The organism is Mycobacterium sp. 155 (assembly GCF_000373905.1).
Lineage (GTDB): Bacteria > Actinomycetota > Actinomycetes > Mycobacteriales > Mycobacteriaceae > Mycobacterium.
In genome coordinates this window covers 3016112-3033730 of sequence record NZ_KB892705.1, presented here as the reverse complement: position 1 = coordinate 3033730, position 17619 = coordinate 3016112, and the positions used below count along the sequence as shown (strand labels likewise).

22 protein-coding genes and 1 riboswitch are annotated in these 17619 nt (G+C 66.8%); of the genes, 10 read left to right on the top strand and 12 right to left on the bottom strand.

Annotated elements, in window-relative coordinates:
- Positions 1-96 precede the first annotated feature (96 nt).
- The gene (locus B133_RS24445; protein ID WP_157625879.1) at positions 97-1008 is read left to right on the top strand and encodes a hypothetical protein; all 912 of its coding nucleotides are present in this window, start codon (positions 97-99) and stop codon (positions 1006-1008) included.
- Positions 1009-1069: 61 nt separating this feature from the next.
- Here the strand turns inward: B133_RS24445 and B133_RS0114495 are convergent, their stop codons facing one another.
- Positions 1070-3361: a helicase-associated domain-containing protein gene (locus tag B133_RS0114495; protein ID WP_018602065.1), complete on the bottom strand. Its 2292-nt coding sequence runs from the start codon at positions 3359-3361 to the stop codon at positions 1070-1072.
- A 104-nt stretch (positions 3362-3465) separates the two neighbouring features.
- On the opposite strand from B133_RS0114495, the gene B133_RS0114490 reads away from it, so the two are divergent.
- Genes B133_RS0114490 through B133_RS0114475 form a run of 4 tightly spaced genes read left to right on the top strand, consistent with a single transcriptional unit; the run spans position 3466 to position 5046 of the window.
- On the top strand, positions 3466-3663 hold the full coding sequence (locus B133_RS0114490; protein ID WP_018602064.1) for a hypothetical protein: 198 nt from the start codon (positions 3466-3468) through the stop codon (positions 3661-3663).
- Positions 3664-3665: 2 nt separating this feature from the next.
- Positions 3666-4145 (top strand): cyclic pyranopterin monophosphate synthase MoaC, encoded by a 480-nt coding sequence (moaC, locus tag B133_RS0114485; protein WP_018602063.1) that lies wholly within the window; start codon positions 3666-3668, stop codon positions 4143-4145.
- Positions 4118-4621: a molybdenum cofactor biosynthesis protein B gene (locus B133_RS0114480; protein ID WP_036418647.1), complete on the top strand. Its 504-nt coding sequence runs from the start codon at positions 4118-4120 to the stop codon at positions 4619-4621. Before moaC ends, B133_RS0114480 begins: the two co-directional genes overlap by 28 nt.
- Positions 4618-5046, top strand: a complete 429-nt coding sequence (locus B133_RS0114475; RefSeq protein ID WP_018602061.1) for a molybdenum cofactor biosynthesis protein MoaE — start codon at positions 4618-4620, stop codon at positions 5044-5046. Before B133_RS0114480 ends, B133_RS0114475 begins: the two co-directional genes overlap by 4 nt.
- Before the next feature lie 6 nt (positions 5047-5052).
- On the opposite strand, the gene B133_RS0114470 is transcribed toward B133_RS0114475, so the two are convergent.
- The 4 genes from B133_RS0114470 to B133_RS0114455 form a co-directional block, all read right to left on the bottom strand.
- A complete protein-coding gene (locus tag B133_RS0114470; protein WP_018602060.1) occupies positions 5053-5868 on the bottom strand; it encodes a transglycosylase family protein in 816 nt (271 codons plus the stop codon).
- 7 nt (positions 5869-5875) lie between these two features.
- Positions 5876-6088: riboswitch (cyclic di-AMP (ydaO/yuaA leader) on the bottom strand.
- Positions 6089-6307: 219 nt separating this feature from the next.
- A complete protein-coding gene (locus B133_RS0114465; RefSeq protein WP_018602059.1) occupies positions 6308-6568 on the bottom strand; it encodes a MoaD/ThiS family protein in 261 nt (86 codons plus the stop codon).
- A gap of 2 nt (positions 6569-6570) precedes the next feature.
- The gene (gene moaA, locus B133_RS0114460; protein ID WP_018602058.1) at positions 6571-7647 is read right to left on the bottom strand and encodes a GTP 3',8-cyclase MoaA; all 1077 of its coding nucleotides are present in this window, start codon (positions 7645-7647) and stop codon (positions 6571-6573) included.
- Entirely contained in the window at positions 7644-8036 is a 393-nt protein-coding gene (locus B133_RS0114455) for a YccF domain-containing protein (protein ID WP_018602057.1), read from the bottom strand. The genes moaA and B133_RS0114455 overlap by 4 nt, the downstream gene beginning before the upstream one ends.
- 222 nt (positions 8037-8258) lie before the next feature.
- Between B133_RS0114455 and B133_RS0114450 the strand changes: the two genes are divergently transcribed.
- Positions 8259-8669, top strand: a complete 411-nt coding sequence (locus B133_RS0114450; RefSeq protein WP_018602056.1) for a cold-shock protein — start codon at positions 8259-8261, stop codon at positions 8667-8669.
- A gap of 27 nt (positions 8670-8696) precedes the next feature.
- Positions 8697-9710, top strand: a complete 1014-nt coding sequence (locus B133_RS0114445; protein WP_018602055.1) for a glutathione S-transferase family protein — start codon at positions 8697-8699, stop codon at positions 9708-9710.
- 104 nt (positions 9711-9814) lie between these two features.
- Here the strand turns inward: B133_RS0114445 and B133_RS0114440 are convergent, their stop codons facing one another.
- Positions 9815-10321 carry a DUF2771 domain-containing protein gene (locus B133_RS0114440; protein ID WP_018602054.1) on the bottom strand — a complete coding sequence of 169 codons (507 nt, stop codon included), beginning with the start codon at positions 10319-10321 and terminating at the stop codon, positions 9815-9817.
- Positions 10318-11907 (bottom strand): MFS transporter, encoded by a 1590-nt coding sequence (locus B133_RS0114435; RefSeq protein ID WP_018602053.1) that lies wholly within the window; start codon positions 11905-11907, stop codon positions 10318-10320. The genes B133_RS0114440 and B133_RS0114435 overlap by 4 nt, the downstream gene beginning before the upstream one ends.
- A 151-nt stretch (positions 11908-12058) precedes the next feature.
- On the opposite strand from B133_RS0114435, the gene B133_RS0114430 reads away from it, so the two are divergent.
- Positions 12059-12877 (top strand): DUF3027 domain-containing protein, encoded by an 819-nt coding sequence (locus tag B133_RS0114430; RefSeq protein ID WP_026256443.1) that lies wholly within the window; start codon positions 12059-12061, stop codon positions 12875-12877.
- Here B133_RS0114430 and B133_RS0114425 read toward each other — a convergent pair.
- On the bottom strand, positions 12874-13326 hold the full coding sequence (locus tag B133_RS0114425) for an SRPBCC family protein (RefSeq protein WP_018602051.1): 453 nt from the start codon (positions 13324-13326) through the stop codon (positions 12874-12876). The genes B133_RS0114430 and B133_RS0114425 overlap by 4 nt on opposite strands.
- 8 nt (positions 13327-13334) lie before the next feature.
- Entirely contained in the window at positions 13335-13580 is a 246-nt protein-coding gene (locus B133_RS0114420; RefSeq protein WP_018602050.1) for a DUF2530 domain-containing protein, read from the bottom strand.
- A gap of 57 nt (positions 13581-13637) precedes the next feature.
- Here B133_RS0114420 and B133_RS0114415 point away from each other — a divergent pair, with 57 nt between their 5' ends.
- Positions 13638-14465, top strand: coding sequence for an RNA methyltransferase (locus B133_RS0114415; RefSeq protein WP_018602049.1), 828 nt, complete (start codon positions 13638-13640; stop codon positions 14463-14465).
- Between the two features lie 9 nt (positions 14466-14474).
- Positions 14475-14747 (top strand): DUF2537 domain-containing protein, encoded by a 273-nt coding sequence (locus B133_RS0114410; RefSeq protein ID WP_019970568.1) that lies wholly within the window; start codon positions 14475-14477, stop codon positions 14745-14747.
- A 50-nt stretch (positions 14748-14797) separates the two neighbouring features.
- On the opposite strand, the gene sepH is transcribed toward B133_RS0114410, so the two are convergent.
- From sepH to map, 3 genes are all read right to left on the bottom strand, one after another.
- Positions 14798-15592, bottom strand: coding sequence for a septation protein SepH (sepH, locus tag B133_RS0114405; RefSeq protein ID WP_018602047.1), 795 nt, complete (start codon positions 15590-15592; stop codon positions 14798-14800).
- Positions 15593-15663: 71 nt separating this feature from the next.
- On the bottom strand, positions 15664-16770 hold the full coding sequence (gene serC / locus B133_RS0114400; RefSeq protein ID WP_018602046.1) for a phosphoserine transaminase: 1107 nt from the start codon (positions 16768-16770) through the stop codon (positions 15664-15666).
- 9 nt (positions 16771-16779) lie between these two features.
- Complete coding sequence (gene map / locus B133_RS0114395; protein WP_026256442.1) at positions 16780-17544, bottom strand: type I methionyl aminopeptidase; 765 nt, start codon at positions 17542-17544, stop codon at positions 16780-16782.
- Between the last annotated feature and the right edge of the window lie 75 nt (positions 17545-17619).

Here is a 17619-nt window from a genome sequence, read left to right as displayed (position 1 = left end):
CATAAATCTGGCATCCGGCTGCGAACAGTGTCCGCCCCGGCAGCTAGTGTGTGGCGCTCCGACGCAATGCTTATGGCTCAGATACGCTTCGCGTCAATGAAGCCACGGCATCTTGCATGGGTAGTGATCATCGCCTGCCTGCCATTCCTCACAATTTGGGCTGTGTCACGCCATGGAGCAGAGGACCGTCCGTTCAGGCTCGCAGATCCCAGCGCGGCGGTGGGTCTTGCCATCGCCTCACCCAACCAGTTTGACGGTATAACACGCGCCCTTGGGCCTGAATTCAAGTTCTATGTGCACAACGATCTGTCCTGGACCATTTCATTTACCGCAGCCGCTTATATCGATGTCAAAGATGTCGTCTTCGGGGCGCCAGCAGAGGGGTTACCACAAGTTGGCGTGTTCCTGCCAAAAGACGCTCACAACTGCTTTCCGTATGCAAGCAGGATGTTTCCAGATTGGGCCAAGAGGTTGCAGTGGTCGACAACACGTCTCAAGCCGGATGCGAATTATGCGATATTTCAATTGAAGCCGCTACAAATGCTGGAAGAAAGCACTCAGAGGGCATTGGCCGTCTGGTCGGTTACATGCGATACGCAGAACCTGAACACAACGCCGGCAGGTATTGATGCATACAACTTTGAGCTACAGTACCTCCCTGGGCTGGCAATTGACTACAACCTTACGTCAGGTATGGGTAAATTCAGCGACGCTCTGGCATTTTCATATGGTGCCTTTACGGCTGATCCCAAGAAGCCTCGAGACGGCGAAGTTCGAACCAATTTCAATAGTTTGGATCCTATGCCGGATCAAGTCACAAACTCCGAGGCTGTCTGGCGAGTCAACATGACACGACCGTTCTCAGTTAGAGGGACTGTAAACTCATGGTTTATCGGTCTGATAGAGAAGTTCCCAGCCTGGGTCGGAACGACGATCCTCGGATTCTTTGCAACCGCGATCCTCGCTCTCGCATTCTCGTGGTTGACGCCTGGCCGCAGCAACAAGTAGTTGTATCGCCTGCCGCTCAGTCGTGCGGCCAGCACGGATCTGCTGTGGGCCTAGTCGCGGCCTAGTCGCCGTCGGCCGATACCACTGAGGTGACGCGGTGAATCGCGAACTCCCGCACGCGCCCCGCGGCGGGATCGTAGGCGGTGAGCTGGCCGCCACGGACATTGATCGGCGCCACCACCCGCTGGGTGGCAACGCCTGCCGGGTCCACATAACCGATCACCACCGAGGTTTGGGCGATTGCGGCGTCCTGCAGCTGAGTGATGGCCATCGCCGGATCCAGTCGAACATTCGCGAACGGTCCGCTGGACACCTTGCGCAGCACCGCGATGATCGCCGAAAGCGTCTGTGCGGTCGGAGGTGTCGCGGGCCGGTACACCCGACGCCGGGTCGGGACGGCGACGCGGGCGCCGCGCGCCCTGATGTCGACGATGCTGCCCGACGAGTCCTCGGCAGCTGGGGCGAAGCCGGCCTCCCGCAGCCCGACCAGCACGTCGGCGATCGGGGCCTGTGACACCGCGACCGTCGGGGCCAGCAGCCGCAGCTCGAGGCGTTCGGTGGCCGCCGAGGTCACCGCCTGCGCCAGCAGGACGGCATCCTCGCACCGCACGAACGACGACGCCATGCCGACCCGCAGCTGCCCGTGCCGGCGTGCGACGTCGTCGATGAGGTACGTCAAGCCTTGTGGTACTGGGGTTTTGGAGTGCTTCTCGAACAGTGTGTGCAGTTCGGTGGCAGTACGGCCGGAGTCCAGCGCGTGCCGCACCGAGGCTTCGCTGATGCGGTACACCATGGCCGCGCCTGCCGATTCGACGGTGGCCACCACGGCCAACTGCTCGGCCAGCTCGCGTTCCAGTGGCCCCGGCACGATCACCGTGAGATCGGCCTGCAGCAGAAAATGGTCGAGCGGCTTGGGTAGCACCTTGGCCATCGTCGCCAGAATGTCCTCGGGCGGATTGTCGGCCAGCAGGCCGCGACCCGGCGTGCTGATCGCGCCGCGGCCCGCCAGGCCCACCGCGTGTGCCTCGTCCAGCAGGTTCGCCACAGTGCCCGGCTGCAGACGTGCCGACCAGCGAGGTCGATGCCAGATCATCGCCCGCGAAGCCTCGGCCGCGTCGACACCAGACCCCGGAGGAAGTTCGACCAGCACCGTCAACAGCAACCGGCGATCCAGTGGAGCGGCCGTGGAGAACAGTGAATCTGACAGTGCCGCAAAGGGTTTGCCGTCGGGTCCGCGGGTGCCGATGAGCGCCGGGCGGGCCTGCAGGTCGAGCCAGGTCGAGGCGATCAGCTGCCAGCGCGCGGCCGTCGGCGACTCCACGAAACGGTCGGCGGCCACTGTCGGCGCCCAATACGGTCCTGTGTCGTCGCCCGGATCGGGGTCGGGCATGCCGACAGCGATCAGCCCGGCTGTCGCGGCCAGTTCCAGGATGAGGCCCAGCCTCGGCTCGTCGATCCCGGTCGTCTTGGCCAGACGTCTGACGTCACGCACCCCGAGACCGCCGTTGCGCAGCTCAACAACCGGTGTGGCGCCAAGGGTTTCGACCAATAGCTCGATCTCGCGCAACAGGTCGAGCGCGGCACCCGCGGCCACGGCGTCCACTTCGGCGGTCGTCGTGATCGTTGCATCGAGCGTGGGCACCGCCAATTCCACCGGACCCGGGACCTCGCCGCGCAGCGACTGGCCAACCAGCCGCGGCAGAATCACGGTTTCGTCATCGACCCGGCGCAGCAGTCCGGCCTCCAGAAGCCGCGGCACCGGCCGGTCCGGTGGAGTCCCTGCGGCGGCATCGCGGGTGCGGCCGATCGGCGAGCCCTCCACTAACCGGGCCAGCAGGTCAGCCTGGGCATCGTCGAGATCGGCCAACTGCGCCGCGATCTCGTCGGCGCTGCGGTCGGACGGCTCCAGCACGGCCTGGCCCGGGTACCACGGCAGCGACCCGGCAGTCTCCGGGGCCACCCGCACCTCGTCGGTTCCCCACACCACGGCCCGCTCGCGCAGGTTGTCCAATGCGGTGGCGACTGCGTCGGCGTCGGCCCGCTCACCCAGCCGCGTGTTGAGTTCGGTGACCGTAACGGCGTAGGTGTCGGCGTGCAGGACCAGCAACGCATCCAGCACCGCCAGGTGCAGGAAGTCCAGTCCGTCGGTGGCGGCCTTGACCGACTGTCGTGACAAGGCCCGCGCAGCCAGCGCCGACAGACTGGCCGGCGGCGGTTGGGTCAAGTCCGGCCGCAACTGCAGCACCCGCAGAAGTCCCTCGTCGGGGAGATCGGCCAGCCAGGCACCGAGTGGGATCCCGGCGGTCGCCCGGGTCGCGGCGCTCGTGTCCTCCGAAGGAGTCTTCGCGGTCATTTCCCGACCAGCGTAAAGCAGCCCGCTCAGGACATCCCCGGCCGCTGCGCTCCGGGCCCAGCCGGGACATGTCGGTCTCGCCACCGGATGCCTGGCCTGCCACAATGTGGGGCGTGGCTGACAACAACAAGAAACAGTACGTCGACAACGGCTGGCCGGTCCTCAGTGACGGCGACGATCACGCCGTCAGTGAACTGGCAACCGACCGTACCGGAGCACTGTCTCCGTTCGGTGACGTGACCTTCCCTGTACCGGCAGACACCCTGCCGTTCATCCAGTCGGTCACCGTCGTCAACCGGTAACGGTGGGGCTGTCGCACCTCGACGACTCCGGGGCGGCGCACATGGTCGACGTCACCACCAAGGACGTCACCAGGCGTACGGCCGTTGCTGCGGGCACTGTGCTGACCACCGTCGAGGTGGTCGCATTGATCTCCTCGCGAGGGTTGCCCAAGGGTGACGCGCTGGCCACGGCACGCGTTGCCGGCATCATGGCCGCCAAGCGGACCTCTGATCTGATTCCGCTGTGTCATCAGTTAGCGCTGACCGGTGTCGACGTCGATTTCGACATCGGAACCGATCGCGTCGACGTCACCGCGACCGTGCGCAGTACCGATCGCACGGGCGTCGAGATGGAAGCGCTGACCGCCGTCAGCGTGGCCGCGCTGACGCTCTACGACATGATCAAGGCCGTCGATCCGGCGGCTCGTCTCGACCAGATCCGGGTACTGCGCAAAGAGGGCGGTAAAACGGGTCTATGGACTCCAGACACTCCACCGGTGTAACCCGTTCGGCCCGGGTGGTCATCGCGTCGACGCGCGCATCGGCCGGCATCTACGACGATCGCACCGGTCCCATGATCGTCGGTTGGCTGTCACACCGTGGCTATGACGTGACCGAACAAATGGTGGTTCCCGATGGTGCCGCCGTCAACGCAGCGCTGCGATCCGCTTTGGCCGAACACGTCGACCTGATCATCACTTCTGGCGGCACCGGCATCTCGCCCACCGACCGCACTCCGGAAGCCACCATGGCGGTGCTGGACTATCAGGTGCCCGGCCTGGCCGACGCCATCCGGCGCTCGGGAGGCCACAAGGTGCCCACGTCGGTGCTGTCGCGCGGCGTCTGCGGCGTGGCCGGGCGCACGCTGATCGTGAACCTGCCGGGATCGACGGGCGGGGTGAAGGACGGCCTGGGCGTGCTCGATCACGTGCTGGAGCATGCGTTGGATCAGCTGAGCGGCCGGGATCACGGCCAGTGAGCGCTGTCGTCGTCCGGGTGGAGCTCACCGAGGACCCCATCGCTCTGCCGGAATACGAAGCGCTGGTGGCTCACGAGGCCGCAGGCGCCGTCGTGGGATTCTCGGGCGTGGTTCGCGACCATGACGGTGGCCGGTCGGTGTTGCGACTGGAGTACTCCGCCCATCCGACCGCCCTGCAGACGCTGGAGGCGGTTGCCGCCGAGATCGCCTCGGAGAGTGTTGGAGTCCAGGCCATTGCGGTGAGTCACCGCATCGGGACCCTGAACATAGGAGACGCCGCCCTGGTGGCCGCTGTAGCAGCGGACCATCGCAGGGCGGCGTTCGAAACCTGTGCCCGCCTTGTGGACACCGTCAAGGAACGGCTACCGGTGTGGAAACACCAGCACTTCGCTGACGGCACCGACGAGTGGGTCAACTCCGCCTGAGCGGACTCAGCCGATGATGACGTTGCCGTGCAGGCCTTGCTTCTCGATGGCCTGCTGGATCTGCTCCACGTAGGAGACGGGCTGAGCGTCCACGGGAGCGGGCGCATCGGCCGGGGCTTCGGGAGCCGGCGCTTCGGGGGCCGGAGCCTGCAGCGCAGCGTCGGTGACCGGCGCAGGCGGCGGCACGTCGGCCGGGGCCGGAGCATCGGGGGCCGGAGCATCCGGTGCCGGGGGCAGATCCTGCGGTGCCGGGGGCAGATCCTGCGGTGCCGGGGGGAGATCCTGCGGTGCCGGGGGGAGATCCTGCGGTGCCGGCGGCGGGGCGTCAGGTGCCGGGGCCGCGGCGGCATCGAACGCCACAGTCTCGACGGCAGGGGCGTCGGGTGCGGGGTGATCAGCCTCGACGGCCGGGTTGTCCATCGGCTGCGGCTGGTTTACCACGTTGCGCGGGGTCGCGCCCGACAGTCCGCGGCCGCACACGGGCCAAGCACCCTTGCCCTGGCTGGCCAGAACGCGCTCGGCGACAGCGATCTGCTGCTCCTTGGTGGCCATGTTCGCGGCCGGGGCGTACTGGCCGCCGCCGTGGCCCGACCAGGTGCCCGGCGAGAACTGCAACCCGCCCTGGTAGCCGTTTCCGGTGTTGATGGCCCAGTTGCCACCCGATTCGCAGCGGGCCACGGTGTCCCATTCGCCGTCGGTCGCTGCCGTCGCCTGGCTTGCCAGTGCGAGGCTGCCGCCAGCAAGCGCGGCACCGGCCACGGCGATCTTGGCGACATTCTTGGCTGATGAAGCCGTGGTGGGCTTACGGTGCCGTCCACTCATGAGCGTGAGATCCTCTCGTATGCGCCCACGAGGTCAGCTGTCGGGTTCGGGCTGGAGAGGTAGCCCGGCCGTCGACGTCGAAACGACGACAGCTTCACCCCAAGGGGCCGCAAGCGGCTCCGGGTCCTTGTAGCTCGGTGGACCGGTGGGTCCCCCGCCTCCATCCAGTTGTTCGTCGTTGACCACCCGCCCGATGGATGGAGCTCGGCGCAATCGGGGATGGCAGGTCATCCGGTGAGGGTCGGTTGATGACTTGGGAATGAACGGTAACGGTTCGTCGCAAGCAAGTCACCTTTTGTTGGGTTGGGCGTTTTTAGGCCCGGCAAAACTTAAAAAAACATTAAAGGTGCAGGTTACTGATGCGTTTGCGCAGGTCGTGGCGTTGGTAACGCGACTCGTAGCCAGCTTGTGACCATTTTGTTATGTGACGCAAATCACGTTAGCCACCGGCGAATGGTGGTAACACGTCAAGCGTCTGCGGCGCTGTGACGGCGCGCGTCTTGTCGTGCACTGCGACGCCGTCGCACAGGTAGGAGCACCGTTTCAGCACTCGTGCGAGTTCATCGTTGCCGTCGCCGAGCCGCGCGACGAGCTCCTCGATCGTCGTTCCCGATTCGAGACCTAACGTTTCGGTCTCGACGCCCGCAGCGGCCGCTGCAGCGGCGAAATACCGGACCGTCACGTCGACCGTCGCTGCCATGGTTAGCCTCCGATCGCGCTCATGGGACGCGCCGGTTGCACAAAGCTTGGGTCGTTGATGCCGTGCCCGGCAGGCTTGGCCCACATGGCTGCGCGCCATGCGGCATCGATCGCAGCATCGTCCGCCCCGCTCCGCAGCAGGCCGCGCAGATCGGTCTCCTCGGTGGAGAACAGGCAGCTGCGAATCTGGCCGTCGGCGGTCAGTCGGGTGCGATCGCAGGCCGAGCAGAACGCGTGCGACACCGAGGCGATGACGCCGACCGAGCCACCCGGGTGTGTGCCATCCGGCTCGACCTGCCACAGTTCGGCGGGGGCCGAGCCCCGCGGCCGGCGATCGGGTCGCAACACGAAGTGCTGATGCAAGGTCTGCAAGATCCGGCCGGCGTCGATCACCTGATCGCGCTTCCAGGTGTGCCCGGCGTCCAGTGGCATCTGTTCGATGATGCGCAGCTGATAGCCACGTTCGAGGCAATACCGCAGCAGGCCGACCGCGTCGTCGAGCCCGGTCACCGGATCGAGCACCGCGTTGACCTTCACCGGCTCGAGCCCGGCGGCCTTTGCGGCGGCCAGGCCCGCTAGGACGTCGACCAGTCGGTCGCGCCGGGTGATCCGGGCGAAATGTGCGGCATCGACGCTGTCGAGCGAGACGTTGATGCGGTCCAGCCCGGCTCGGCGTAACCCGGCGGCACGGTGCTGCAACCCAATGCCGTTGGTGGTCAGGGTGATCTCCGGGCGGGGTGTCAGCCCGGCGGCCGCAGCCACCGCGTCTTCGAGGTGCCGGGACACCAGGGGTTCACCGCCGGTGAAGCGGATACTGGTGACGCCCAGTCGTGTCACCGCGATGCGCAGCAGCCGGGCCAGTTCGCCGGCGGTCAACAGGGCCTGGCCGGGAAGCCAGTCCAGACCCTCGGCGGGCATGCAATACGTGCAGCGCAGATTGCACCGGTCGGTGAGTGAGACGCGGAGGTCCGTCGCGACACGGCCGTAGCTGTCGATGAGCGGGCCGGTTGTCGGAGGCGGATTGACAGCGGCTTCCCCGCGAGGGTTCACGGCGGGCAATCCGAGTGCGGTGATGGTCATACGGGGGCCCTGGCCGGGCCCACCGGGACGATCTCCTTACCCAGCGGCATGAGGGACACCGGGATCAGCTTGAGGTTGGCCAGCGCCAGCGGGATGCCGATGATGGTGATCGCCATGGCGACCGCGGTGACCAGGTGGCCGATGGCCAGCCAGATACCGCACAACAGGATCCAGATGATGTTGCCGATCAGCGCGCCCGGCCGGGTGCCTGGTTTGTCGACGATGGTGCGGCCGAACGGCCACAGCGCGTAGGAGGCGATGCGCAGCGAGGCGAACCCGAACGGGATGGTGACGATCAGGATGAAGCAGATCAGCGCTGCCAGCAGGTATCCCAGCGCCAGGTACAGGCCGCCGAAGACCAACCAGATGATGTTCAGTATCACTCGCATATGGGACGCATTTTTCTCCTCGAGCGGTGGTCCAAGCCTACCGAGTAATGGGGGTGGGGGACGTAACGCGGTAATCAGGTCGCGGACGTGAGGAGCAACTAGGTCGCGGACGTCAGGAGCAATCAGCGCCCGAGTAGGATCTGCACATCGCGTTCCGGCGCAAACCGGGACGCGAAATTTCTATGTCTGTTTAGAGCTACCAACGACGAGCAGGTGAGTCCAGTGCCGACCGGCAGGGTTAAGTGGTACGACGCCGAAAAGGGCTTCGGGTTTTTGTCCCAGGAGGACGGCGAGGACGTCTATGTCCGGTCTTCGGCGCTGCCTTCGGGTGTCGAGGCGCTCAAGGCCGGCCAGCGCGTCGAGTTCGGGGTGGCCGCAGGCCGTCGTGGTCCGCAGGCATTGAGCCTCAAGCTGATTGATCCGCCACCGAGCCTGAGCAAGACGCGCCGGGAGGCGGAGCGTCCCGAGCACAAGCACACCCCCGACGAGCTGCACGGCATGGTCTCGGACATGATCACGTTGCTGGAAGACACCGTGCAGCCGGAGCTGCGCAAGGGCCGCTACCCCGACCGCAAGGTCGCGCGGCGCGTGTCCGAGGTGGTCAAGGCCGTCGCACGGGAACTCGACGCCTGACGCGTTGCGGCGGGGGAGACTGAAGCCATGGCTCAGGGCTCCTACGTCGCCGACAAGTCTTCGTCCGGAGGCGAATTCAACCGCGACACCAACTACATCACCACTCGGATCACGCGCGACGCTCTCGACGGTTATCCCGTCGAGGCGGGTCGGTACCGGCTGGTGGTGGCCCGGGCATGTCCGTGGGCCAACCGGGCGATCATCGTGCGTCGGCTCCTGGGGCTCGAAGACGCGTTGTCGATCGGCTTCTGTGGACCGACGCACGATGCCCGCAGCTGGACCTTCGACCTCGATCCCGACGGCCTCGACCCGGTGTTGAAGATTCCGCGACTGCAGGACGCCTATTTCGCGCGCGATCCCGGCTACCCCAAGGGTATTACGGTTCCCGCCGTGGTCGACGTGCCGACGGGTGCCGTGGTGACGAACGACTTCGCTCAGATGACGCTGGACTTCTCGACCGAGTGGACGGAATTCCACCGCGAGGGTGCTCCGCAGCTGTACCCCGAACCGTTGCGAGCCGAGATCGACACTGTGGCCAGGCGCATCTACACCGAGGTCAACAACGGCGTGTACCGGTGCGGTTTCGCCGGCTCACAAGAGGCGTACGACGCCGCCTACGACCGGTTGTTCACTGCGCTCGACTGGCTTTCCGAGCGGTTGGCTACGCAGCGATATCTGGTGGGCGACACCATCACCGAGGCCGACGTGCGACTGTTCACCACGCTGGCCCGGTTCGACCCGGTGTATCACGGTCATTTCAAGTGCAATCGGTCCAAGCTCACGGAGCTTCCGGTGCTGTGGGCCTATGCCCGTGACCTGTTCCAGACCCCGGGTTTCGGCGATACCATCGACTTCGTCCAGATCAAGCAGCACTACTACATCGTGCATGCCGACATCAATCCGACCCGGATTGTGCCGAAGGGGCCGGAGCTTTCCAACTGGCTTACCCCGCACGGCCGGGAATCACTGGGCGGCAGGCCTTTTGGTGACGGCACCCCACCTGGACCGACGCGTGAATCCGAGCGGGTACCGCGCACGTGAGGAGCAATTCAAGACCCGCGCACGTGAGGAGCAATTCAAGACCCGCGCACGTGAGGAGCAATTCAAGACCCGCGCACGTGAGGAGCAATTCAGGAACCCGCCGGTCACGGTGCCGGCTGAGCCTTGTCGGGCCAGTTCGTGCGCACCGACCATTCGGCGTGGGGCAGGTCGAACACCTGGCCGTTTTGATCCTGCACCAGGGTGAGCAGCTGCACGGCGATGCCGGTCAGCCGGCCGCGTTGCGGGTCGACCGTCGGAATCGTCACGGCCAGAGTGGTGTTCGGCCGGTAGATCGACAACGTGGTGTCGATCGGGTTCTCGTAGACCCGCAGTAGCCGCCAGGGCGCGCGGGCGATCGCCGAGGGCACCGACAGCTGCACCGGGTGTTCCTTGTTGACTCGCAGCTCGCCCTGGTTGCCCGACTGCGTGCAGTCGTTCAGGTTGAGCACGGGGCAGTACCGGAACGGCCCGACCCGGGTCAGGTGGCCGTTGGTGTAGGCACTGATCTTCGGCAGCTCGTCGTGTCCGCGGCTGAGTCGCCATACCGCCACGGCCGTGCCTGCCGTCGCGAGTACGACGATCACCGCCAGGACGGTCAGAAAACGCTTCATCTCTGCGTATCCGTCGTGCTGGCCATCGCGGGGCCTCCGCCTTCTTGTCGGGCCAGCACCGGGCGGTTACCGCCTAGGCCGGGGATCAGTGACTCGCCGCGATAGCTCACGATGGTCTGCGCCAGCAGGAGTATCAGCACGGCGGTGATCGTAGTGAACCCGACGGTGAGGTCCGTGTAGATCAGCACGCCCGTCGCGCCGCCGGCCACCCAGGCCAGCTGCAGTACCGACTCCGAGCGGCCGAACGCCGAGGCGCGTGACTCCTCGGGCAGATCATCTTGCAGCGATGCGTCCAGCGACGCCTTGGCGATCGCACTGGCAGCGGAGGTCACCAGCGTGGCACCCGCCGCGACCAGCAGGTTTCCGGCCAGTGCGGCGGCCAGCGCGGCAGCGGTGACGGCGACGGCCGCACGCACGACCAGTTGGGCCGGCCGGCCGAGTTTGAGTTGGGCCGCCGCGATGTTGCCGGCGAAGTTGCCGATGCCTGCGGCGGCTCCGATCAAACCGAGCATCAGCAGCTGTTGCCAGCCGGTCGCGTCGTGCGATTTGGCCACGAACGCGGGGTACAGAAAAAGGAAACCGACCATGACCTTGATCGTGCAGTTGCCCCACAGCGCGGTGATGGTGTTGCGGCCCATGGGCTGACTCGCGGTCTTGGTCTTGCGGGGACGTCGCAGCTCGCCCGGGCCGCCTGCCGAGTCACCGTGGTAGCTCAGCGTCGTCGGCACCTCGCCCTCGGTGACCTCGACCCACTTGGGGATCCGCATCGACAGCACCGCCCCGGCTGCCGAGACAGCGGCGACGACATAGAGCGCACCGGGCAGATGCATCACACGGAGCCCGTACTCGGCGCCCGCGGCGATCGCGCCGCCGACCACGGTGCCACCCAGCAGACCGAAGGTGGTCAGCCGGGAGTTGACGCGGACCAGGTCGATCGTCGGCGGTAGCACGCGGGGCGTGACGGCGCTGCGGAGCACCGAGAACGATTTGGACAACACCATCATCCCCAGCGCACACGGGTAGAGCACCCAGGACGGGTAACTGCCCGAATCCCCGTCGTAGTTGGCGATGAGCACCACGATCAGCACAGTGCGCAGCGCGAACGACGCGGCCAGCGCCAGCCGGCGGCCGTGCTGCAACCGGTCGAGCGCGGGCCCGATCAGCGGTGCTATCACGGCGAACGGGGCGATGGTGATCAGCAAGTACAACGCGACCTTGCTCTTGGATTCACCGGTGGCGGCGGCGAAGAACAGTGTGTTGGCCAAGGCGACGGCCATGGCGGCGTCGACGGCGAAGTTGGCCACCACCGGCCAGGTCAGCGCGGTCAGCCCGGACTTGTCGGCGCCGTCGGCGGTGGCTGCGCGATGCACGAAACCGTACATCCGCGAACCCATCTCGCGGCTGCGCGCGGCTGCCGCACGAGTCACGGTCACCTTTTCGGCGGAGGCCGACCCGACGCCTGACTCTGGGTCGGAGCGATAGGTGTCGGCGGGCTCCTCGTCCAGCGGCGGCAACCACCGGTTGGAGCTCGGTCCCGACGGCCGGTGGCGACGTCGCGGCGTCTCGTCGCTCGGGTAGTTGGCCATACCGGGGTGTTCCGCGCCACGATCGGCTGGCGGCCGCGGCGGGTAGTAAGTCACCTCTCGATTCTTGCCTATCCGGGCCCGGCGGGGCGCACTGGCGACCGGTGTGGCTTTCGACCGAACCGGTCAGGCACTATGGATGGCGATGGAAAGCATGACCGAGCCCGTCGAGCAGGCCGAGAGTTCTGAGCAGGCCGTGATATCCGAGCCGGCGCCCGAAGCCGCACCGGACACCGGTGCTGCGTCGACGCCGGGTCTCGAGGCGTTGCTGATGGGCGCCGTAGAACAAGCACGCGCGGCGCTGGCGGAGTTCAGCGGCGCGGAGACGGTCGGCGAGTATCTCGGCGCCACGTTCGAGGACCCCAGTTCGGCGACCCATCGTTTCCTGGCCAACCTGACCGGCTACCGGGGCTGGCAGTGGGCGGTCGTGGTAGCGGCCTATCCGGGCGCAGACCACACCACCATCAGTGAGCTGGTCTTGGTGCCGGGACCGACGGCCCTCCTCGCGCCGCAATGGGTGCCCTGGCAGGACCGCATCCGGCCGGGCGATCTGGGACCGGGCGACCTGCTGGCCCCGCCGCCGGAAGATCCGCGGCTGACACCCGGCTTCATGGCCTCCGGTGACCCGCTGATTGACGACACCGTGGTGGAGCTGGGGCTCGGCCGCCGCCAGATACTCAGCCCCCTGGGGCGGGCCGAAGCCGCGCAGCGCTGGCACGACGGTGAGTACGGCCCGGGTTCGGCGATGGCCCGCGCGACCCGTCGGGTATGTCGCGACTGCGGCTTCTACCTTCCGCTCGGTGGCGCCCTGGGCGTGATGTTCGGAGTGTGTGCCAACGAACTGGCGGCTGACGGCCACGTCGTGGAGGCCGGCTTCGGCTGCGGGGCCCATTCGGACACCCCGCAACCGCCGGGAACCGGTTCCCCGCTGTACGAGCCGTACGACGACGGAGTGCTCGACCTCGCCGACTAGCGTTCGGCGGCCGCCTTGATACGGGCCAGTGACGCGTTCATGCCGTCGACGAGTTCGTTCTCGAAGCTCGGAACTCCGCCCATGAAGGTGTTGATCAGTGCGTTGGAGATCGCCTTCACGCCGTTCTCGGCGTGGCGGCTCTCGATGACCCGGGTGCCCGATTCGGTGGGCTGAAGTTCGTAGGACCAGACCGTGTTGTTGGCGTCGACCTTGAAGGCCAGCTTCTGCTGCGGGATGACCTCGGTGATGGTGCTGGTTGTTGGCCAGTAGGTGAACTTGCGCTTGTTCAGGTTGAAGGTGCGGGCACCGGGACGCAGCGGCCCGCGCAGTTTCATCAACCGGCATTGCGGGCTCCACTGTGGCATCCGGCGCAGATCGGAGATGAGCTTCCACACGGTGTCAACCGGTGCATCGATGTCGATCTGGGCTTGTAGCAGCGGCGCAGCCATGGTTCTCCTCAGGTCAGTCCACGTTGGGCACCGCGCGCACCGCGACGCACGGCGTGCCGTTGCCACAGGAAAATTGAGGTACCGAAGACACCGATCGCGAGGCCCGCCAGCGACAGCGGTCGCCAACTGTGCAGAGCCGGCAGCGTGAAAGCCAGGACCGTCGCGATCAGCCACCCCGTCGCGATCACCACGATCACCGGCCACGGCTCCAGGAGCCAGGCAGGCAATGGCGGCGGTTGCGGCTCGTCGGTCATCGCTGACCAACGTACTCGAATACCGGATGCGCCGATCCCGGCACTACTATTCGCCGCGTGAGCGCGTTGCAGGTCATCGATATCGAGGATCCGGCCGATCCACGGATAGACGATTTCCGCGACCTCAACAGCGTGGATCGCCGGCCGGATCTGCCCAGCGGCAAGGGTTTGGTGATTGCCGAGGGCGTGCTGGTGGTGCAACGCATGCTGGCCTCGCGGTTCGTTCCGCGGGCATTGCTCGGCACCGATCGGCGGCTGGGCGAACTGGCCGAGGACCTCACCGGTGCGTCGGTCCCGTTCTACCGGGCCAGCGCCGAAGTGATGGCCGCCGCGGTCGGCTTCCATCTCAACCGCGGCGTGCTGGCGTCGGCGTCACGGCCGCCGGAATTGCCAGTGGCCCAGGTGATCTCCGGCGCCCGCACCGTGGTGGTGCTCGAGGGCGTCAACGACCACGAGAACCTGGGGTCGATCTTCCGCAACGCTGCCGGGTTGGCCGTAGATGCGGTGGTGTTCGGGGCAGGATGTGCCGATCCGCTCTATCGTCGTGCGGTGCGGGTGTCGATGGGGCACGCGCTGCTGGTGCCGTTCGCCCGCGCGCAATCCTGGCCGGCTGATCTGAAACTATTGCAGGACAACGGTTTCCGCGTGCTTGCCATGACCCCGGATGTGGCTGCGGCGACGCTGCCCGAGGTGATGCCGGACCTGCAAACTGAGCGGGTGGCGATACTGGTCGGCGCCGAGGGGCCGGGTTTGACCGAGCACACCATGCGGGCCAGCGATGTGCGGGTCCGGATCCCCATGTCGCGCGGCACTGATTCGCTCAATGTGGCCACCGCGGCGGCCTTGGCGTTCTACGAACGGGCCCGACTGCTGGGACCCACGTAGATTGAGACGGTGACCGACGATTCGACGCCTTGGGGAACTGGGCTGACCGTGGCCGGTTTCGTAGCCGCGGTGCTTGCGGCGGCCATCGTGGTTCTCGGCCTGGGCCTGACCCGGGTGCATCCCCTGCTGGCGATCGGCCTGAACATGGTGGCGGTCGGTGGTCTCGCGCCGACGGTGTGGGGTTGGCGGCACCGGCCCGTGTGGCGCTGGTTCGTCCTCGGGGCGGGAGCGGGGGTGGCCATCGGCTGGGTGGTGCTGTTGGCGACAGTGCTGTCGCAGTGAGGCTGCCGGCGTGATGACCTCGAGAACGCTTCAGGTCAACCGGTCAACCGTCAACGCTGTCCACCGGACGAACGCACACCCAGCAGCACATCCTCCCAGGCCGGCACAGCCGGGCGGGCCTTGCGGGAGCGGGCGGGCTTGGGCTGCTCGGGCTCGGTGACCGGCTCGGGCAGAGGGGGCTGGGCGGCAGCCGCGGGCGTGGATTCAGGCGCCTCAAAATCGAGTTGCGGCAGCATCGCCACGGGACGCAGGGACCGGTTGAAGTCCGGGTTGATCAATTCTTGGGCGGTGTCATCGGATGCGGTGACGGTTCCGCCGTGGGCTCCCGGGAGGAACCGGAAGTGTGCGACGTTGTCCGAGCGCCCCGCCTTCCACGAGAGCTGTACGGTCCACCGGCTGTCCTCGTTGCGCCAGGCATCCCAACTCGTGGCGTCCGGGTCGAGCCCGCGAGCCACCAGCGATGTGGTCACTGTTTCCAACAGTGTCAGCACCGCGGGACCGTCGGCGAGCACCGGATGTGCCGCGGTGGCCAGTTCGGCTGCACGGGCCCGTTCCAGCAGCACCGGGTGGGCAAACCGTTCCACGCGCTCGATCGGTACACCGGCGGCTGCCGCCAGCTGCTCGACCGATGCGCCGGCACGGATCTTTGCTTGAATCTCCTTGGGACGCAGCACGCTGTGCACCTCTAGATCCATCTGGGTTTGATTCGAGGCAACCCGGTCGCCACGCGCCGCGGCGCGCAGTCGGTCATCCACCCGCACACTGAACAACTCCGAGGAGTCGTCGGTTTCGCAGACTATGCGCTTGCCGTCGACGTCGAGTCCGACGACTCTGAGTTCTCGCATTACCGACCTCCTTGGCGCACCCTACTGCGTTATCAGCCCGTAACCGTGCTGACACGCGGTAGGCGCCGGCCTCAGAGTCGTTCGACGACCCAGTCCACGCAGCGCGTCAGTGCGCTGACGTCTTCAGGATCGACCGCGGGGAACATGCCGACGCGCAACTGGTTGCGGCCCAGCTTGCGGTACGGCTCGGTGTCGACAATCCCGTTGGCGCGCAACGTCTTCGCCACCGCGGCAGCGTCCACGGCTTCGCCGAAGTCGATGGTGCCGACCACCTGGGAGCGCAGCGCGGGATCGGTGACGAACGGTGTCGCGAACGACGCGCTCTCGGCCCACGAGTACAGCCGCTGCGAGGAATCGGCGGTGCGCTTGACGGCCCAGTCCAGTCCGCCATTGCTCAGCAGCCAGTCGATCTGCTCGGCCAGCAGTATCAGCGTGGCGATGGCCGGGGTGTTGTAGGTCTGGTTCTTGAGGCTGTTGTCCACGGCGATGGGCAGCGACAGGAAGTCGGGCACCCACCGGTTCGACGCGGCGATCGCGTCGATGCGGGCCAGTGCGGCGGGGGAGAGCACCGCGATCCACAGCCCGCCGTCGCTGGCGAAGTTCTTCTGCGGCGCGAAGTAGTACGCGTCGGCGTCGGTGATGGTCACCGGCAGGCCACCGGCCGCGGACGTGGCGTCGATGACCACGAGAGCGTCGCCGGCAGGGCGCTGGACGGGTACCGCGACACCCGTCGAGGTCTCGTTGTGCGCCCAGGCGACGACATCGACCGAGGGGTCCGAGGTCGGTTCCGGGGCGGTGCCCGGTTCGGCCTTGATGACGATCGGGTCGCCGACGAAGGGGTTCTTGGCGACGCACGAGGCGAACTTCGAGCTGAATTCGCCGTAGGTCAGATGCAGTGACCGCTTGTCGATCAGGCCGAAGGCCGCAGCGTCCCAGAACGCCGTCGAGCCACCGTTGCCGAGAATGACCTCGTAGCCGTCGGGTAGCGAGAACAGCTGACGCAGCCCGTCGCGCACCCGGCCGACGAGGTTCTTCACCGGCGCCTGCCGATGGCTGGTGCCGAACAGGTCGCCGGCCGAGGCCAGGGCGGTCAGCTGTTCAGGACGCACCTTGGACGGTCCACAGCCGAAGCGGCCGTCACGGGGTTTCAGGTCGGCGGGAATCGAGAGTTCAGCCACCCGACAAGCTTAGAGCGTCAGAATCTGCGCTCCATCCGGGGTGACCGCGACGGTGTGCTCGCTATGGGCGGCGCGCACGCCGGTCGCGGTGCGCAGCGTCCAGCCGTCGGAGTCGTGCAGGTAGTCGTCGGTGCCGTCGGCGATAAGCATCGGTTCGATGGCGATCACCAGGCCGGATCGTATTTTGAGGCCCTTGCCGCGGCGCCCTTCGTTGGGGACGTGTGGCGCCTCGTGCATTGTGCGGCCGACGCCGTGACCACCGTGATCGGCCAGCAGGCCGTAGCCCGCCTGGCGCGCCACGGTCGCGATGGCGTGTCCAACATCACCGAGAGTGTTGCCGGGCCGGGCCGCTGCGATACCTGCCGCGAGCGCCGCATCGGTGGCCTTGATCAACGCGGTATCGGCAGGCCGGGGCGTGCCGACGACGAAGCTGCGGGCAGCGTCACCGCACCAGCCGTTCAAGATTGCCCCGAAGTCCACCGACACCAGGTCGCCGTCGGCCAGCACGGTGTCGTCGGGTACGCCGTGGACGACGGCGTCGTTCACGCTCACGCACAGCACCGCGGGGAAGGGGCTCGGGGCCCAGCGGGGGTGGTAGTTCAGGAAGGGCGACGTGGCGCCGTGACCGGCCAGGACGTCGGCGGCGATCCGGTTCAGATCGGCTGTCGTACATCCGGGGGTGGCCTGCGCGATCACCGCCCGCAACCCTTCTGCGACGACGGCTCCCGCGGCGGACATGGCCTCGATCTCGTCTTGCGTCTTCAGTTTGACCACGTCATCCACCTTCTCGGCAAATTTTGAAATTCGGCGTAGACATTTAGTCGATACCTGCGGTACCGTTGTACACAA

Bases quoted from the DNA above. Each gene is read 5' to 3' on its own strand.
- B133_RS0114490 (WP_018602064.1), top strand. From the start codon at position 3,466: ATGTGGGGCGTGGCTGACAACAACAAGAAACAGTACGTCGACAACGGC.
- moaA (WP_018602058.1), bottom strand. From the start codon at position 7,647: ATGACCATCACCGCACTCGGATTGCCCGCCGTGAACCCTCGCGGGGAA.
- B133_RS0114425 (WP_018602051.1), bottom strand. From the start codon at position 13,326: ATGGCTGCGCCGCTGCTACAAGCCCAGATCGACATCGATGCACCGGTT.
- B133_RS0114465 (WP_018602059.1), bottom strand. From the start codon at position 6,568: ATGGCAGCGACGGTCGACGTGACGGTCCGGTATTTCGCCGCTGCAGCG.
- B133_RS0114420 (WP_018602050.1), bottom strand. From the start codon at position 13,580: ATGACCGACGAGCCGCAACCGCCGCCATTGCCTGCCTGGCTCCTGGAG.
- B133_RS0114495 (WP_018602065.1), bottom strand. From the start codon at position 3,361: ATGACCGCGAAGACTCCTTCGGAGGACACGAGCGCCGCGACCCGGGCG.
- B133_RS0114435 (WP_018602053.1), bottom strand. From the start codon at position 11,907: ATGGCCAACTACCCGAGCGACGAGACGCCGCGACGTCGCCACCGGCCG.
- B133_RS0114470 (WP_018602060.1), bottom strand. From the start codon at position 5,868: ATGAGTGGACGGCACCGTAAGCCCACCACGGCTTCATCAGCCAAGAAT.
- B133_RS0114455 (WP_018602057.1), bottom strand. From the start codon at position 8,036: ATGCGAGTGATACTGAACATCATCTGGTTGGTCTTCGGCGGCCTGTAC.
- sepH (WP_018602047.1), bottom strand. From the start codon at position 15,592: ATGCGAGAACTCAGAGTCGTCGGACTCGACGTCGACGGCAAGCGCATA.
- B133_RS0114430 (WP_026256443.1), top strand. From the start codon at position 12,059: ATGACCGAGCCCGTCGAGCAGGCCGAGAGTTCTGAGCAGGCCGTGATA.
- B133_RS0114480 (WP_036418647.1), top strand. From the start codon at position 4,118: ATGGACTCCAGACACTCCACCGGTGTAACCCGTTCGGCCCGGGTGGTC.
- B133_RS24445 (WP_157625879.1), top strand. From the start codon at position 97: ATGAAGCCACGGCATCTTGCATGGGTAGTGATCATCGCCTGCCTGCCA.
- B133_RS0114445 (WP_018602055.1), top strand. From the start codon at position 8,697: ATGGCTCAGGGCTCCTACGTCGCCGACAAGTCTTCGTCCGGAGGCGAA.
- B133_RS0114440 (WP_018602054.1), bottom strand. From the start codon at position 10,321: ATGAAGCGTTTTCTGACCGTCCTGGCGGTGATCGTCGTACTCGCGACG.